Below are 17697 nucleotides of genomic sequence, written 5' to 3'. Positions count from 1 at the left end.
GTTTTCACCCATCCTTCTAACTATTTTGATTAAAGGACTAGTCCATTCAGTTAAGCAGTTCATGAGGTAACGAATCATGCAACAGTTGGTTCAAATATGGCAAAAGTCCGAAGCAGAGCAACTCAAGCGAATGTTTCTAGCAACAATGACGGAAGTTGCTAGAAATATCCCCGACTCATTAGCTTTTGGTTACATTTCAGAAGTTACTCTAGAAATTCCACACTTAATTGAAGCAGCTACTAATCATCAAGATTCTCTACAAGATGACGATCTAATCTGGCCCTTTGTAGGTTTGAGTCGCTTCTACACTAGACAAGGAGCCTATACAATGGCCACCTCCTGGTATGAGCAGTGCCTCGCCATTGTTCGCGATCGCCTTAACGAGGATCATCCAGATTTATCTACCAGCCTGAATAATTTGGCAGCAGCCTACGTCATGCAAGGACGCTACGCTGAAGCAGAACCGCTCTTTATAGAGGATTTGCACCTGAGTCAAAACCTCTTTGGTGAAGCCCACGCCAATGTTGCAACTAGCATGAACAACCTGGCAGAACTATATCGTCTACAGGGGCGTTATGCTGAAGCAGAGCGACTGTTTGCCAAGGCTTTAGTATTGAGGCAACAAGTGCTGGACAAAGAGCATCCAGAAGTGATTCAGAGCTTGAATAATCTGGCAACCCTTTATGCAGAGCAGGGACGTTACAGCGAAGCAGAGCCACCACTTACAGAAGCCTTGACCTTGAGTGAGCAGGGTTTGGGTAAATCCCATCCTCTAACGATCGCTACTATGAACAACGTAGCAGAACTCTACCGCTTTCAAGGACGTTACGAGGAAGCAGAATTAGTGTTCCAAACTGTTTTGGAGCAGCGGCAGCAGGCCTTAGGCGAAAATCATCCAGATGTAATTCAAAGCTTAATCAACTTGGCAGCCCTCATTGAATCTCAGGGACACTATAGAGAGGCAGAAAGTTTGTATGGACAAGCGCTGGAAGGAAGCCAACAGGCTTTAGGAGAAGCACATCCATTAGCGATTGCCACTTTAAACAACTTGGCAAGCTTGTATCATTCTCAGGGACGCTACAACAAAGCAGAATTGCAACTTACTCAAGTCCTGAATTTGTTGAAGTCAACTGTTGGCGAGGAGCATCCCTATTTTGCTAGCAGTTTGAATAATCTAGCCGGAGTGTATCGCGATCAAGGACGTTACACCGACGCACAACCCCTCTACCTACAAGCACTAGAACTCAGGCAGCAGATTCTAGGACAGGTACATCCCGACGTTGCCATTAGTTTAAACAATTTAGGGCTGCTTTATGCCATACAGGGGCGCTATCCCGAAGCAGAACCCCTTTATAGACAATCTCTAGAAATCACTCAGCAACTTCTGGGTGAGTTTCACCCAGAAGTTGCAACAACTTTGAACAACCTGGCGGAACTGCACCATTTACAGCAACATTATTCTGAAGCAGAATCCCTTTACAAACAGGCGCTAACCCTCACAAAACAGGCTTGGGGTGAAACTCGTCCAGATGTTGCTACGATCCTGAACAATCTTGCAGAAGTTTATCGGCTTCAAGGCAACAATGAAGAAGCTGAAGCACTACATCTCCAAACCCTTGAAATGCGACGACAACTCTTTGGAGAGGTACATACAGATGTGGCAGATAGTTTGAGCCATTTAGCACTGGTGTACACCTCACAGGAGCACTATTCCCAGGCTGAAGATCTCTTGAAACAGGCATTAGTAGTCAGACAGCAGATTTGGGGCGAGATGCATCCAGATATAGCTCAAAGTTTCAACAGTTTAGCCGTGTTGTATTTTGCTCAATCTCGCTATAGCGAAGCAGAATCTCGTTTGGTTCAGGCACTAGCTGTTGCCGGGCATGGATTTGGAACCGATCATCCTCACACAGTAACTATTCGTAAGAATTTGGAGAGTTTGCGATCGCGCCAAAATTGTGTAGATTAGCAGGAACAAACTTTATGCAGCGAGAAGAGGAACAACTCAAACAGGCATTTGCGACAACATTAGCAACATTGGCTAAGCAAATTCCAGAGTTGCCAAGTTATCAATTACTCACATCAATCTTGCCCGCCATACCACACATAGAAGAAGTGGCTACAGAGCTAACTAATTCTTTGAGTGATGAGGATTTAATTGCTCCCTTCACTAGTTTAATGAGAATCAGTCAGGGACAAGCGGATTATGCTCATGCCGCACATTGGGGTGAACAGAGTTTATCAACTATTCAAAGACGCTTGGGTAATGAGCATCCATACACAGCAAGCAGTTTGAATAATTTAGCTTTGGCTTATGAAAAACAAGGGCGTTATTCTGACGCTGAACCACTTCTTTTAGAAGCTATAAGAATTTATAAAGCCTCCCAAGAAATAGACGACTATCGTATAGCTAATACTCTAAATAGTTTAGCAGGACTCTATGTTTACCAAGGGCGTTATCAAGAGGCTGAAGATTTTTATCAGGTAGCTCTTGAAATTTCTAGAAATCTTTTTGATCATCTTCACCCATTGATAATAAATATCACAAGTAATTTCGCCTATTTACGTCGTATCCAGGGATATTATCAGGAAACTGAAAAACTTTATCTAGAGGCACTAGAAAATTCTGCGAAGGTCTTGGGTAAGAATCATTTAGAGTTTGCCCAGATTCTAAACAACTTAGCAGGTCTTTACGAAGCACAAGGTCGCTATAATGAGGCGGAACCTTTGTATTTAAAGACTCTTGAGCTTTACAGGGAGTTGCAGGGCGAAGACCATCCAGATTTTGGTGTCATCCTTAATAACTTAGCTGGCTTTTACCGAGTTCAAAGACGTTATCAAGAGGCGGAACCACTCTATCTACAAGCTCTTGAGCTTTCTAAACGCTTTCTAGGTGAAAAGCATGTGGACTTTGCCCAAACTTTAGACAGCCTTGCAGTTCTTTACGAAGCACAAGGGCGTTATAGCGAGGCAGAACCCCTTTATTTACAGTCTCTTGAGCTTTATAGAGACTTATGGGGTGACAATCATCCCGACACAGCTCGAGTAATGAATAATCTCGCAGTGCTCTACTACTATCAAAATCGCTATACAGAGGCAGAATCACTTTATTTGCAAGCGTTAAGCCAGAGAAAGCAGTTTTTTGGAGAACAGCATGTAGATGTTGCTCAAACTTTAGATAACCTTGCGACACTCCACCTTAGTCAAGAGTGTTATAACGAAGCAAAATCACTCTATTTACAGGCTCTTAAAATTTACAAGGAGCTGCTTGGTGAAGCTCACCCAAATTTCGCTCAAAGTCTGTACAACCTAGCTTTTCTTCATGCATCTCAAGGGGATTACGCAACAGCTGAACCTATTTTTCAGCAAGCCCTAGTCATTTTTGAAGAAAACCTTGGAAAGAGCCATCTAAATACAATCAAAGTTCGTAATGAATTAATAAGTTTACGGTTGAATATAGGTAGAAAAAGAAAAACACCTAAGGGTAAAAGAGCTAAACACCGTGAAGGTGGACGTGGTTTTGGCAACAGCAAGGGTAAAAGTTAAACCCAATAAATACTCTTTTTTCAGAAACATGGAGCAGTTCGATCGCGTAAATCTAGCTTGGCAAGTATATGCAATCTATTGAAGTAGCGCAACTTAATCAGGCATTTACTTCAACCATGGTAAGCATAACAAAGCAAATTTCAAAATTGCTGACTCATGAACTCATTATGAATTTTTCTTTAGCTATACCTCATGTGGAACATTTAACATATGAATTTGATGAATGGCTAAGTAATGAAGATCTGATTCAAACATTCGTAGGTCTAGCTCGATTTTATGAAGGGCAAGGAGCTCATAACCAAGCAATTAACTGGAGAAAAAGGTGTCTTTCAACGGTTAGCGAGAAACTTGGTGAAGCTGATCCAAATATCATTGCCTCTCTAAATAACTTGGCAGAATCATATCGATTGCAAGGGAAGTACAAAGAAGCAGAAAGTTTTCTGCTATAAGCATTTGAGGTGATCAAGAATTCGTCGGATCAGGAGAGCTTAGATATTCTAACTAATCGTATTAACTTGGGATTATTGTATACGCATCAAGGACGTTTCTGTGAAGCAGAATCTCTTTACCAAGAAGCATTGGAGCTTTCCCAGGGGGAATCAGGAGAAATCCAGCTCTATATGGCTCAAGTTCTAAATAACTTGGCTGGTCTTCACAATTTGCAAGGACGTTATTCTGATGCAGAACTGCTTTATGGTCGAGCGATAGAAATTCGTAAGAACTTGCTAGGGGAGAAACATCCCGACTTGGCCCAAACGTTGAGTAATCTAGCTAGTCTCTACTACGATCAGAATTACTTTGATGAAGCAAAGAAATTGTTCTTGCAGGCTCTTGAAATATATAAGCAATTTTTTGGGGAGACTCATCTCTATGTAGCATGGATTCTGAATAATCTATCAGTAATTTACAAACGACAAGGATGTTTTGATAAGGCGGTACTACTATGTAGCAAAGCTCTAGAGCTTAGGAAGCAGTTGTTGGGCGAGAATCATCCAGATATCGCAATTAGCCTAAATAATCTGGCGGCTCTTCATCGTTCACAGGGTAACTACAGTGAGGCAGAACCGCTTTATCAAGAGGCTTTGAGACTCAAAAGACAACTGTTAGGTGAAGATCATCCTGATGTGGCAATTGGTCTGAACAATTTGGCTTTTCTATACAAAGCTCAATGCCGATATGTTGAATCTGAAACTTGCTACCAACAAGCTTTAGAGATCTCCGAACGTCAACTAGGGATTGATCATCCCAATACGCAAACATTCTGCCAGAACTTAGAAAGGCTTCGATCTCACAAATCCGAACATTAGAGTCTGGGGCGTAACCAGCAGCCATAGGACAAAGAACATAAATAGGGCTATAACAGAATCAACGCCTTCACCTCATTTCAAGTGATTGATGACAGACCCTGTGACCTTGCTGGCGGAATTGATTGCGGATGATATTGCTGGCAATCCTACAAAAACACAAAGCGAATTTAATATCGCCCAAACGCAAACCTTGTATCAACTGGTTCAGGACAAGTTTCAGCACGATTCCGAAGTTGCAAATACTTTGGCATCTATTGAGCAGGGTTCCAGCCCAGAATTGGATCATCTGATCGAGCACTTAAAATCGACACTTCAGCAGGATGCTAAATTCGCTGCCGAAGCGCAAGCAATTATTCAAAATATTTACCCAGAAAAATTCCAGAGTCTGGATGGCATGACTATGACTGCCTCTGGCCATGCTCAAGTCTTTCAAACCAAAGTCGAGAATGGAACTGCCTATATTGGCTATATCCACATCAATCAACCCCAACCCTTACCAGCTCCTGTTGGGATTCCCGAAAATCTACCTTGTAGTGGTATTGAACTAGAAAAATTTGTTGGTCGTGCTGATGAACTGAAATGGTTGCATAATCGATTGCGGCAGGAGAATTGCATTGCGATCTCTGCGATCGCTGGTATGGGCGGTGTTGGTAAGACAGAACTTGCTCTTCAGTATGCGATCGCTCATCAAAACGATTACAGTGGCGGTGTCTGTTGGATAGAAGCACGAGAACAGAATGTAGCGGCGCAGATTGTTGACTTTGCTACCGTGTATTTGGGCTTGAACCTGCCGAACAGCATAACAGAATTAACTAATCAAGTCCGCTGGTGCTGGCAGCACTGGAATCCCAATCAGGTCTTGGTCATCTTCAATGATGTTGCTGACTACACCAAAATCCGACCTTACCTCCCACCACCCAATTCTCGGTTTCATGTTCTCCTTACAACAAGGCTACGACTGCTGAAGGATTCGGAACGACTGGAATTAAACGTTCTCCATCCTGATGCTGCAATTTTGCTATTGGGTCTTTTAGCAGGAGCAGAACGAGTCGAGGCAGAGGCAACCGCTGCCAAAGCAATTTGCCAGTGGCTTGGCTATCTTCCTCTTGGTTTGGAATTGATCGGACGATACCTTGCACGAAAACCAGATTTATCCCTAGCAGCAATGCTGGAGCGCTTGCAAGCTAAACGGTTGGAGCAGCAGGCACTCAAGAAACCGAAGTCTGAAGCTGACATGACGGCACAAATGGGCGTAGCTGATGCTTTTGATTTGAGTTGGCGAGAGCTACCCTCCCTCGCCCAGATGGTCGGGTGTTTTCTCAGCATTTTTGATGTTGTTCCAATTCCCTGGAACTTAGTAGAGGAGTGTTTTCCCAACTATGAAGAGGAAGAACTGGAAGAAACCAGAGACGATTTCCTGCTAGCTTTTCATCTGCTTCAACGTGAAGATAAACAGGCGTACAGGTTACACGAACTGATCCGAGAGTTTTTCCAGGTCAAACTGGTCGAGTTAGAGCAACCGGATAGCTTATGGAAGGCTGTTACTCTAAAAGTAGCAGCGATCGCAAAACACAATCCCTTGCTGGTCTCTGAAATTCTTCGTAAGAAATGGTTGGACTGGCAGTGGATTACAGATGTTACTCAATTGACGGCACTTGATTGGGGATGGCAGGTACGAACTGCGTCACATGCCTGGATACAGGGGTTGGGTGCATTAGCCCGTATCACCTTCCATCTGCGGGATAACGATACTCTTCCTATCCTTGGAGTCAGTTTAAACCAGCAGTATTTAGACCAGCCTTGGGGACCGATCTCCTACGTGCAAACTGGCTGGAATTTTTCACCTTCTGGCGCAGAAACTGTTGTTGACTTACCGCCAGAAAGTCAACACATTTTTCAGGATGACGATGCTGCTCGTATTTCAGCCTGGAGCATACTTTCTGATGCTGGTTGGAACCATTTCAAGTCTTCACCGCTAAACCCTCAGGCATCTTGGGCTTGGCAACGAACGTTTGAAGACATTGTTAGCTTGTCGACTGCACAGTTAAAAGGTCGATCGCTTCCTGTACAACCTAGCTACCTTTCTTTGGAAGCAGCTTGGTATGCAGCAGCTCACCTACTTAAACGTGATCCGTTCCTTATAACCCCGATCCTCCTAGACACCTTAGAGGAACCACTATTTCGGACTAAACCGTCAAGTCTTACATTGAGAATGCAGCACTGCTACAAACAACTTGGAATTGAGATTGAGGCTGCACGTCAAAGGGGGCAAACGCACCTTTGTCTCCCACTGTCTGTTCAGAACTTTAGACAGCACAATTGGACTCCTGATTCTTTGTTGGCTTACGCTGCAAACATCTATCAGGGAGCAGTGGAAGGGTATGAACAGATTGTTAAGACTTGGTTTTCAAGATTGGTACCTAAATTACCACTTGCAGCAATCTTTCCAGTTCAGCTAGTCGGTGTAGTGGTGCCACCCAAATCTGGCTCAGATAAAATTAGAGCATTTATCAGTTTTGGCAACCACTACCCTTAAATCAGTCTAGTGACTTAAATCAGTCTAGTGAGGTGAACTTTAGTCTGAGCGATCACCCAATTTCCGAGGATGATTCTCGCTGGCGGGCGGCACAAGAACAGTTCCGATGCTTGCGCCCTCAAACGTCAATGTATCCAACTATTACATTCAACTCAACTTCGCCGTTGACTTCTCAATGGTTAGGGGCATGCCCTGTAACAGAATTAGTTTACCAATGGCTCTGGAATGATTTACAAAAGGCTGGCTGGGCTAAAGAAGGAAGGCTAGAAGAGGCTGGGCATCCTTACTGGCGGTAACACTGGGGTAAGGAGAAGTGCATAGGCTAATTTATTTAAACATGCTTTGGCAAGTTAGGGAGATAGGGGAATGTATATCAATTTCCTCTTATGAAAGTGTTTTAATTGCTACCTTGGTAAAAGCTTCAGGGTTCCAACCATAAAATCCCGTCCCTGATTACCTGACATTTAAAGAAAAATTGGCACAATAGACACAGCGACTTCACCTAAAACTGTATGCTCCGCGCTGTCATTTTAACTGCCCTCCCGGTCGAGTACCTTGCTGTTCGTGCCCATCTCGTTAACCTGCGGGAGGAGATTCACCCGCAAGGAACCATATATGAGCGAGGCCAATTCACAGCGGATAGCCAAACTTGGGAGGTTGGGATCGTTGAAATTGGGGCAGGTAATCCGGGAGCGGCGGTAGAGGCAGAACGGGCGCTCGCTTACTTTAGCCCAGATGTGGTTCTTTTTGTTGGGGTTGCGGGAGGAATCAAGGATGTAGCGATCGGTGATGTCGTGGCATCTACCAAGATCTATGGATACGAATCCGGTAAAGCCGAACAAAGATTTAAGCCTAGACCAGAGATTGGCTTACCTGCCTACAGTTTGGAGCAACGTGCTAGAGCTGAAGCAAGAAAAGGTGAGTGGTTGCAGCGACTGGCTACTGTACCTGAGCTAATACCTCGTGTTTTTGTGGCTCCGATCGCGGCAGGTGAGAAAGTGATTGCCTCAACACAATCAGAAGTTTTTCAGTTTCTGCAGTCGAACTATGGAGATGCGATCGCTGTTGAGATGGAAGGTCTGGGTTTTCTGGAGGCAGCACGAGCGAATCAACGGGTGTCGGCAATAGTAATTCGGGGTATCTCAGACTTGATTGATGGCAAAGAGAAGTCAGATAAGGCAGGTTCCCAGGAGATTGCCTCACGCCACGCCAGCGCATTTGCACTTACGATATTGGCAAATTTGGGGCTGAAAGATGGATCAGTGGCAGGCGTTGGAGAGACACCACGCAGAGAAGGGATGGTGCAAAGCAATGCTGACAATGCCAAGGGTTGGCAGACTGTAGTCCAGGGTGGAACTGCGTATGTCGGTGAGATTCATATTTATGGGGCTAATACTGAAAACTCACCTTCCAATCCCCTAGTTCTGCCAGAATCGGCTCAGAAAATGAATCTTGATTCTCCATCACCAAAGGTTTTTATTAGCTACAGCCATAATTCTCAGGAGCACAAGGAACGGATTTTAGCACTGGCTGACCGTTTGCGGAAGGATGGAATTGACTGCACGATTGACCAGTACGAGGAATCGCCTGCTGAGGGCTGGCAACGCTGGATGCTGAATCAGGTTGAGATGTCAGACTTTGTACTGGTTGTCTGTACGGAGCAGTATGATCGCCGTTTTCGAGGACATGAAGAGGTTGGCAGAGGCAAGGGAGTGACTTGGGAGGGGGGCATAATTATCCAGGAGCTTTACGATGCTCAAGGGCAGAATTCGAAGTTCATTCCTATTACCTTGACTCAGGAGGATGCCAACTTTATCTCTGGTCCTCTTCGCAGTGCAACCAGCTACAGGCTAGACACTGCAGATGGCTATGAATTGCTCTACCGTCGCCTAACCAGTCAACCCAAAAACCGTAAACCTGAGTTAGGCAAGTTACGAACAGTGGCACCGCGTGATCGCAAACAGGTTTTCCCAGCTTCTAATTCTAGTTCGCAGTTTACAGAACAGCAGACTCAGGAAGCGCCATCGCCACCTTCCCGTATTGAAGTGCTCTTAAGAACGAAATCTAAGCAAATCCCTCTAAATGCGCGTTCCGAAGAAATTCAGCAGATAGCTAGTGAGTTGTTTAATAGTGATCGATCTCCAAATATGGTCGTTCTATGGGGACCAATAGGTTGTGGAAAGACTGCTCTAGCTCGAACCCTATTGGCTTGCCGTAAAGATGAGATCCTCAATCATTTTACCGGAGGAATCTTCTGGGTAGATTTAGAAGAAAATGATATTTTGAGAGCAATAGAAAAAATACATCAGGAATTAACAAACTCAAATTTTCTACATGCTAAAGATATAGACACGTATTGCGTTGAAATATTGAAACAATTGAGTAATCAACCCTACTTAATTGTGTTGGACCATGTACAAAGCAAAGAAGAGTTAACCCATTTCTATAAGATTACCAATGAACACTGTACTTTGCTAATAACCACTCGTAACAAAAGCACCCTCACTGGACATATTACTAATGATATTAAAGTAGATTCATTGGAATCTGACGAAATGATTTTTCTTTTAGAATATTCTCTTAAGAAGAATGGTGAAATTAACAGGGATAAACTTGAACAATTAGTCAATAAAATTTATGAATGGCCACTTCTGTTCAGTTTAAGCAGAAACATAATAGATGAGAGAATTCATCAGGGATATAATCCCAACCTTGCATTAGATTACATGATTAAAAGCATTAATGAAAAAGGATGGAAAATTTTTGAGATTGAGATTTCAAAGCATCTTAGAAAGAGCCTTGATTCTTTATCAGAAGATAAACAGGAGTCCTTTAAAGAAATGATTATTTTTCCAGCGGAAGAATTTATTCCTTTTTCAGTCATTAAAAGACTTTGGAGGAGGAGTGAGTTAGATACAGAAGAGTTATGCGGTGACTTATACGGTTTAGCGCTCCTAGAGGAATTTGATCCAAACCAGCAAGAAATTCGTTTAATTAGTTATTTAAGTAAATATCTAAAGCAAACGGAAAAACTCAAAGAAACTCTACCTAAAATTCATAATAAATTACTAGAGTCATATGAAAAAGAGTATCAAATTGAGCTAAGTAGTGAGCTTCCTACCCAACTTATAGATGCGCTTTCAAGGGATGACGAGAAGGTCTATTTAGAGCGATTTTATAAGTATCATAAAAGTCGAGCAAAAAACCGGAATAAAACCTCTCCAACTATCTAAATATAGCAATCTACAATATCTTAATCACTCTCAGTGATTGTTATTCGATAATGAGGAAGTTGGATGTTTTCAGAGTCTCCTATCCAGAAGGAATAACTTCCTCTTGAAACACGTCCTTGCCAAAGATTCGCTTCCTCAAAATGAAATGTCTCGGTTTCTTTATGGCGGTAATCTTGACATAAGTCCTCGAATTCCTCGTTATTGTTGGACTTAATTATTATGACCGGATCTGTGCCTGAACCAGATTTTGCTTCAGAACGAACACCAATAGAAATCGAGCTTGAATCTTCATTCACATTTAGAATAAATGAAGCATTTCGATCGGTGTAAACTTCAGGTGTTCTTCGCTGTATTGTGCCAGGACATACTGACTTACGGGGATCTAGCATTTGTCTAGGATCACTAAGCTTTATCCTGAAGGTAATTCTTTCGAAGCCAGGAGTCAAATTAAAGTGAATAGGTTTGTCAGAAGTATTTAAACTTAAATCGGTAGCAGTAACTAGTATAGGAATACTTGCGATAAGAGAAATAGATATAATTTGGCGCTTTGAAATTCTCATAAAAGCCTCATGAGATTGTTTTGGATTATGATAATGTCATCTGATTTTTTGAATACGAATGACCGAGAAGGGAAGAACCAATCCGAAAACTAAGTTTAAGAATAACCAAACGCGTGAATGCAAGCTATCCAACTCATAAATTTTGATATCTGTGTCTCCAATAGGTATCCATTGCAATAGCAAATCTCCAAGGAGGTGAGCCGAAATACCAACTAATAAACCTATAGCAATATTCCTTAAACTACTCAAAACTAAACGTAAGCGGAAAACAGCCGACAATATTGCTATTCCTAAAAGAATGAGTGGGATTAAAATAGAGCTAAATAGCCAACTACGATGTTGAAAAAGATCAGACTGCCTCCCCATAGATAAAGGAATATCCCAATCAGGAATTGCGTAGCATAATAGTTGTATAATTAAATCTTGACTGTATGGCAAGAAAAAGAAACCACTTGCACCCCAAACAAGCATAATTACGAATAAGATAGGATTTACGTAGAGAATCTGCTCTCTTGCATAACGTTCACAAAACTCCCAGAAAGCATAACCGAGCGCCATTCCAAAAAACAAGTACAGTGTATCCTTAATGTTGTCAAGGACACCAAAATCCTGAAGGGATTCCATTGAATTTCCTCGAATTTGTTGAAGCTTACTATCTCCCACGCACGTTCTCCAATTTGTTGAACGATTGACAAACAGCGTTGGTAAGCATCAGTTGCCCAAACATAATCTGACAACTATTTCTAATAGTACCAATAAATACTAGCGAGTGAGCTTTCCCAAGACGGCTTTCTTGTGAAAGTGTATCACGAGTGGCTGAATTGCGGTAGATAGCGAGAACTGCTTCAAACGACTGCAATGCCTCTTGAAACTGATGAATTTGATAATGCCCACATATTATCAAGTCCTAATCGCTTTAGAAGTACCCAACAGGGTACCTTGACAGCTCAAGCTCCTCACGCTGCCGAGGACGCCGCCATTACTACTACTTGCAAGATCGTTCGCACCTTAATGCTTACCCTCCGCACTCAAGCCAGCGGCAAGCAAGCCACTATCAAGAATAGGTAGCAAATTCTTCACCATTGATCGACGCTTAAGCGCAATTCCATCACTAAAGGGGTAAGCGGCGATCGCTCTGGTGAAGCAACCGCGCTCTGCAATCTGGGAGTCACATTGATGGAATTGCAGCAGGATTTGCAAACCTTAGAGTCATTACAATAAGCACGTGAAATATATCGTGATGTAGGTGCTCACTCGATCTATTCACTAAACTCCTCGGTAAGCTAAGTTCTACCTGGGAAACGGTCCTGCTCAATGGACTCAGTAACTTCTACAACTCTCTGGGTAACTACAATCAAGCAATCGCCTACCAGCATCAAAACTCAGAAATTGCAAAACAATAGGCGCTCGCAGAGGCGAATGTTCTTCTCTAGCCAGTATTAGTAATATTTTTTACCATTTGGGGGACTATACTCAAGCCATCGAGAAGTATGAACGTAATCTGGTCTTAGCAAGAACCATTCAAAATCGTCGCAGTGAAGGAAAATCCTTAGGCAGTTTAGTAGTCGTATACGAGGCATTATGGGATTATTCCAAAGCCATTGACTACTGCCAACAACAGCTTGCTATCACTCAGAAAAACAAACATGGGGACACCTAGACAATATTTACTTTTCCCTCACTGCTTATGAACAGCCCATTGTCCATCATCAACACCACCTGGAAATGGCTGAAGAAGCTAGCGATCTACAAGGGCAGGGCATTGCTCTGGGCAATCTGGGAAATGTTTGTTTTGCCTGAGACTGCTACGATCAGGCGATTGAGTGCTATCAAGAACGGCTGACCATTGCCGGGGAAATCAGAGATTGTAGAGGAGAATATAATGCGTTATGAAATTAGGGAGCTGTTTTGATCCGGCTAGAACGCTATCCAGAGACTATGGAGGAGTTGCAAGTGGCTCTGGAATGGGCGATTGCCCTGAAAATTTGCTACACAGAAGCCGTAACTCTCCAGAATCTGGCTGCGATCTACTGAAAACTGTGTTAACCAGACTTGGCATTGGAATTCTGTGATCGCGCCCTGTCTGTTGCTACAGAGTTAGGGATTCCTCTGGCTCAGGACTGCCAGAACCTGAAAGAATAAATTTTGAAAGGATGAACTCTACTGAAGTGGCTCACAAGGTCTTTATCAGCTACAGTCATGACTCCGAGAAACATCAACAGGATGTTCTGGAGCTTGCCGATCGCTTAAGAAACGAAGGTGTTGATTGTATCATCGACCAATACGAGGAATCTCCAACCGAAGGTTGGGTTCGTTGGGCTATCAACCGGATTGAGGAAGCCGAATTTGTTCTTGTTGTTTGTACAGAGCAATATAACCAACTGTTCGCGGGCAAGGGTAAAACAACTGAAGGGCAAGCAGCTAATTGGCAGGGAGCCATTATTACTCAAGCTATTTACGACTCCCAAACAAATAACACTGAATTTATTCCGATTGCATTCTCTACCCAGGATCTCACTCACATTCCAATTATTCTTCGCAGTGCTACATCTTATGTAGTCAACATTAGTGACGGCTATGAACAGCTTTATCGCCGTTTGACTAATCAATTTGCAACTCCGATGCCAGCACTTGGTACTATTCAACAACTGCCACGTCTCGATCGCCAGCAGTTTTTTCTAAGCCAGGATAGCCTGAATAGTTTGAAAGAGGAACTACTGAATGCCTCAAAAGGTTTGTTGAATTGGAGGACAACATTTGGTGACAACCAACAAATTACTCGTCCCGAGCTAGCTCAACTGACCAATCGCATTGAGACAGAAGCGTCTTCTACAACAATTGTCCTTGGTCCTCCTGGTTGCGGTAAATCAGCGCTAATGGCAAGTTTGGGACATTGGGCACTAGAAGAAAAGTATCCCCTGCTAACAATCAAAGCTGATTTTCTCAATAACACGATTAATACAGCCGAAGACCTACAGCGCGCTCTTGAGTTAAACAGGTATCCAAAAGATGCAATAAAAGCGATCGCAAATACAGAAAAGATAATCCTTCTGATTGATCAACTGGATGCAGTTTCAGAACTCCTGGATCGTCAACCAGGGCGATTGAACATTTTATTGTCATTGATTCAATCCCTTGCTGGTACTGAAAATGTTCATATTGTAGCGACCTGCCGTGAATTTGAGTTTCGTCACGGAACCCAGTTTGCTCGGCTTGATTACTTTGAACGCTTGGATCTCCATCTCCCAACATGGGAGCAGATCTCTCCAATTCTGGAGCAAGAACAGCACGATCCAAATCGCATGGGCGAGCCATTACGTGAACTGCTGAAAAATCCTTTGCATTTGAAGATTTTTCTGGAAATCGCCAAACCTGGTGAAGCGTTTGAATCTTTTCCAAAACTGCTAGATCGGCTGTGGGAAGTTCGGATTAATAATGAACCTGAAGCACAACAACTAATCGTATTTCTCACTCAACTCGCTGAACGCATGACAGAGGAAGAAGCATTGTGGCTACCATCCTCAATCGCTGATGAAAATCCTGAAATTTGCCGTACTTTGCGGCGGGCTGGAATTTTGATGACTAGCCAGGAAAACTCAACGCTTGGTTTCTGCCATCAAACTTTCTATGACCACACCTTAGCACGAGCCTTTGCCCGTGGCTCCAAATCGTTATCTGACTTTGTATTGAAGCGCCAGGATGGTCTTTTCATTCGACCAATTTTACTGAGGAGTCTTAACTATCTACGAGGCACCGCACCTCAGCAGTACCAACGCCAATTACAAATTCTCTTAGGCGCCGCTAAACAACAAGTCAGACCTCATATCCGTACTTTGCTGATTGAGTTTGTGGGAGCACAACATAATCCCGATCCTGTTGAAGCAGGATTACTCATTCCCCTGCTGAACTCAGAAACAGAGGCAATCAAAGTTCCGGATGCCATGATTGGTAGTTCGGGTTGGTTCAGAAGGTTGCGCGATCAACCTGAATTCAGACAGTGGTTAGAGAGACCAGTAGAACAGGCAGTCTATTGTTGTCCAATCCTAACAGCCGCTGCAAAACTTGCGGCGGAAGATGTTTGGGGATTGCTAGAGGAGTATTGGTTGGATGAGCAAACCTATGACTTTCTCAGCATCCGAGTCATTTGGAATATCACTCAATGGACTCCCGCGAGGGTTTGGTTGGCACAACAGGTCATTCAACGCTCCAACATTGGATGGCATGATGTTGCTGCGATCGCGGAAAGGATAGCTGAGGCTTTACCTGATTGCACTGCAAGAGTTATCCATGCTCATTTAGAATACCGACTGACTCAGGCACTTGAAGCCAGTAGAGTACCACCCCCAGAGTTACCAGCGGATGCTAATGAAGTTGAACGCTCAGTTCATGCCTATCGGCACGACCCTTTCAATCCCCTAAAGACATTACTCGAAAGTGAAAGCGATTTTTACGAAATTGAGAAATTTGCTGAAGTTAACCCACAAAGCTTTTTAACATCGATCTGGTCATGGTTTGTTGATCTCATTCAGCAACTTGCCTACGATGCAAATTCCGTTACTATCAGTTATCGCTGGGATCGGGTAGGTGATTTCAAATTTTCCAGGAGTGAAGTGATTCAGTCTTTGCTTACAGCTATCACCGAGTTAGCAAAACGAGATAAAACTGCTTTTCTTCAGTTCGTTGAGCAAAATGCAGACTCAGACCTATTAGTTGTTCATCGGCTTTTGGCGCATGGATTGGAGGTAGTCGCTACAGAAGAGCCTGCCATCGTTTTGGGTTACTTGTCGGCAGATCCAAGACGATTCGGCTTGGGTAGTCAGATGGGTGGCGATCGCCATCGAGAAACAGAAAAGCTGATTGCGGCTATCTTTCCTCGTTTACAACCGGAGGATAGAGCACGGCTTGAGCAGACAATTCGAGAGTTTACCTACTGGCAAACCCAAGACGATAAGGATGCTGATTTTCGTCGTAGATGTCTGGAATACAATCGTGAACATCGACTGTCTCTTCTAAAAGCTATCCCTGAGGAGCATTTGAGTCCTCAGGCAAAGCGGTTGAAAGAGGAGGAGGAACGGGCACTGCCGTGGTTTGATCTGCGAAAGAGTAGCGGTGTAGTAATCGCTCAAAGCGTTGGACCTCGCATGACTAAAGATGAGATGAGTCATGCAACAGATCAACATCTGTTAAATCTCTTTGATGAGTTGTCTGATGAAACAGAATGGAACCATCCTCGCCGTCAGTGGTCTGACGATCGTTCCCGAGCAGGTGGAGCAATTCAGCAATCTCGTGAGTTCGGTGAGTTGGCGAAGGACGACCCATCAAGATTCATTCGTATTCTTCCCCAACTACAACCACAGCGGCATGAAAGCTATGTGGGCGATGCACTAGAAGATTTAGCTGAAACCGATTTTCCAGCAAATGCCTTAATCCGTACTATCGAGGAGCTTGATCAGCGGGGCTTTGTCTCAGAGGACTTTCGCTCTGATGCTGCCCATGCTTTGGAAAAGGTTGCAGAGCGAAATCAAGGTTTACCACAATCCTCTTTATTGTTGTTGGAGGGGTGGTTATCTAGCCACTCTAAACCAGAATTGGAACATTACAGAAGCAAAGAGGAGCAGCACTCTGACCTAAAATTACCCATTCTCTTTGGTATGGGTGGCTCTCACATATTACCCGGTGGTCGAGGCAATATTGTGCGGGCGATCGCTGAGGGGTATCTTAGACAAAATCCTCCAGACTTGCGGGGTTGGGCAAGATTCATCCGATCGCAACTAGGCGTAGAACCTCATCCAGCCGTATGGGTTGATATATTGTCACGAATGCCACCGTTGCTGAATGGCGATCGCACTGAAGCAACTGAGCTTTTTGATCAAGTTATTCGTAACTGCTCAGAAGTTCTTCAATATGCTTGGGCACTATATTTCATATCACGCACAATTGGTTGGTTTGAACCTGAAGAAACTGTGCATGGTTGGTTAGAAATGCTTCAGGCTAACACCTCAAACTTCTCCCAGCAAGCGTATGGTGAATTATTACTGATTCAGTACCAGCAATATCAAGACGAATGGTCAGTTAATCGAATACGCGCTCACCTTGCAACTCAGGACGATGAAGCAATCCTTTGTGGGCTTGCTCACGCAGCAAGTCATTTATGGGTTCAACGGAGATGCAGGGCGATCGCAGCAGAAATTCTTTATACTCTTGCTTCGTCGCCTTCTACAGCTGTTCAACATGCTGTGGCGAATGTTTTCCGTTGGAGTCGAGATCATTTCAGATTGGACAAGGGAATGCGGAAGATCATTCGAGCAGCTTGCAAGAACCAGGGAGTACTTTTAGAAGCTGCCAATGATTTGACTGAAATCATCGAAGCAGAGGAGCTAGTAGACAATAATCCAGAGGTTGTATAGCCCTACGCACGCACGTTAGGACGCTATTCTAGAGAGAGAAGCATTGAGATACACCCATGCCTGCGCCTTACAGTTATGACCTACGCACCAAAGCGATCGAAGCCGTTA

The 17697-nt window shown here is 43.6% G+C and carries 11 protein-coding genes and 1 pseudogene; 9 read left to right on the top strand and 3 right to left on the bottom strand.

Annotated elements, in window-relative coordinates:
* The first annotated feature begins 76 nt into the window (after positions 1-76).
* From H6F68_RS28100 to H6F68_RS28075, 6 genes and pseudogenes are all read left to right on the top strand, one after another.
* The gene (locus H6F68_RS28100; protein ID WP_190564215.1) at positions 77-1969 is read left to right on the top strand and encodes a tetratricopeptide repeat protein; all 1893 of its coding nucleotides are present in this window, start codon (positions 77-79) and stop codon (positions 1967-1969) included.
* A gap of 14 nt (positions 1970-1983) precedes the next feature.
* Positions 1984-3546, top strand: coding sequence for a tetratricopeptide repeat protein (locus tag H6F68_RS28095; RefSeq protein WP_190564213.1), 1563 nt, complete (start codon positions 1984-1986; stop codon positions 3544-3546).
* 68 nt (positions 3547-3614) lie between these two features.
* Positions 3615-4853 (top strand): annotated as a pseudogene (locus tag H6F68_RS28085) (tetratricopeptide repeat protein).
* Between the two features lie 88 nt (positions 4854-4941).
* Positions 4942-7389 carry an NB-ARC domain-containing protein gene (locus tag H6F68_RS28080; protein ID WP_190564210.1) on the top strand — a complete coding sequence of 816 codons (2448 nt, stop codon included), beginning with the start codon at positions 4942-4944 and terminating at the stop codon, positions 7387-7389.
* 32 nt (positions 7390-7421) lie between these two features.
* Positions 7422-7685, top strand: coding sequence for a hypothetical protein (locus H6F68_RS28775; protein ID WP_206755572.1), 264 nt, complete (start codon positions 7422-7424; stop codon positions 7683-7685).
* Positions 7686-7901: 216 nt separating this feature from the next.
* Entirely contained in the window at positions 7902-10622 is a 2721-nt protein-coding gene (locus tag H6F68_RS28075) for an NB-ARC domain-containing protein (RefSeq protein WP_190564209.1), read from the top strand.
* A 20-nt stretch (positions 10623-10642) separates the two neighbouring features.
* Here the strand turns inward: H6F68_RS28075 and H6F68_RS28070 are convergent, their stop codons facing one another.
* The 3 genes from H6F68_RS28070 to H6F68_RS28060 all read right to left on the bottom strand — a co-directional run bounded on the left by H6F68_RS28070 (position 10643) and on the right by H6F68_RS28060 (position 12382).
* The gene (locus tag H6F68_RS28070; RefSeq protein ID WP_190564208.1) at positions 10643-11182 is read right to left on the bottom strand and encodes a hypothetical protein; all 540 of its coding nucleotides are present in this window, start codon (positions 11180-11182) and stop codon (positions 10643-10645) included.
* A gap of 36 nt (positions 11183-11218) precedes the next feature.
* Positions 11219-11845, bottom strand: coding sequence for a hypothetical protein (locus tag H6F68_RS28065; protein WP_190564207.1), 627 nt, complete (start codon positions 11843-11845; stop codon positions 11219-11221).
* 345 nt (positions 11846-12190) lie between these two features.
* Positions 12191-12382 carry a hypothetical protein gene (locus H6F68_RS28060; RefSeq protein WP_190564206.1) on the bottom strand — a complete coding sequence of 64 codons (192 nt, stop codon included), beginning with the start codon at positions 12380-12382 and terminating at the stop codon, positions 12191-12193.
* A gap of 199 nt (positions 12383-12581) precedes the next feature.
* Here H6F68_RS28060 and H6F68_RS29930 point away from each other — a divergent pair, with 199 nt between their 5' ends.
* The 3 genes from H6F68_RS29930 to H6F68_RS28050 all read left to right on the top strand — a co-directional run bounded on the left by H6F68_RS29930 (position 12582) and on the right by H6F68_RS28050 (position 17589).
* On the top strand, positions 12582-12842 hold the full coding sequence (locus H6F68_RS29930; protein ID WP_399315341.1) for a tetratricopeptide repeat protein: 261 nt from the start codon (positions 12582-12584) through the stop codon (positions 12840-12842).
* 248 nt (positions 12843-13090) lie between these two features.
* A complete protein-coding gene (locus H6F68_RS29535; protein ID WP_277876175.1) occupies positions 13091-13216 on the top strand; it encodes a hypothetical protein in 126 nt (41 codons plus the stop codon).
* A 119-nt stretch (positions 13217-13335) separates the two neighbouring features.
* Positions 13336-17589 carry an SEFIR domain-containing protein gene (locus tag H6F68_RS28050; protein ID WP_190564203.1) on the top strand — a complete coding sequence of 1418 codons (4254 nt, stop codon included), beginning with the start codon at positions 13336-13338 and terminating at the stop codon, positions 17587-17589.
* Positions 17590-17697 lie beyond the last annotated feature (108 nt).

The organism is Trichocoleus sp. FACHB-262 (assembly GCF_014696035.1).
In the GTDB taxonomy this organism is placed as follows: domain Bacteria; phylum Cyanobacteriota; class Cyanobacteriia; order FACHB-46; family FACHB-46; genus Trichocoleus.
The sequence above is the reverse complement of the archived record's forward strand: the minus strand, read 5'-3'. Positions and strand labels throughout refer to the sequence as shown.

What these genes read in the sequence shown, in the direction of transcription:
- H6F68_RS28100 (WP_190564215.1), top strand. Translation starts at nt 77, where the DNA reads ATGCAACAGTTGGTTCAAATATGGCAAAAGTCCGAAGCAGAGCAACTC.
- H6F68_RS28095 (WP_190564213.1), top strand. Translation starts at nt 1,984, where the DNA reads ATGCAGCGAGAAGAGGAACAACTCAAACAGGCATTTGCGACAACATTA.
- H6F68_RS28080 (WP_190564210.1), top strand. Translation starts at nt 4,942, where the DNA reads ATGACAGACCCTGTGACCTTGCTGGCGGAATTGATTGCGGATGATATT.
- H6F68_RS28075 (WP_190564209.1), top strand. Translation starts at nt 7,902, where the DNA reads ATGCTCCGCGCTGTCATTTTAACTGCCCTCCCGGTCGAGTACCTTGCT.
- H6F68_RS28070 (WP_190564208.1), bottom strand. Translation starts at nt 11,182, where the DNA reads ATGAGAATTTCAAAGCGCCAAATTATATCTATTTCTCTTATCGCAAGT.
- H6F68_RS28050 (WP_190564203.1), top strand. Translation starts at nt 13,336, where the DNA reads ATGAACTCTACTGAAGTGGCTCACAAGGTCTTTATCAGCTACAGTCAT.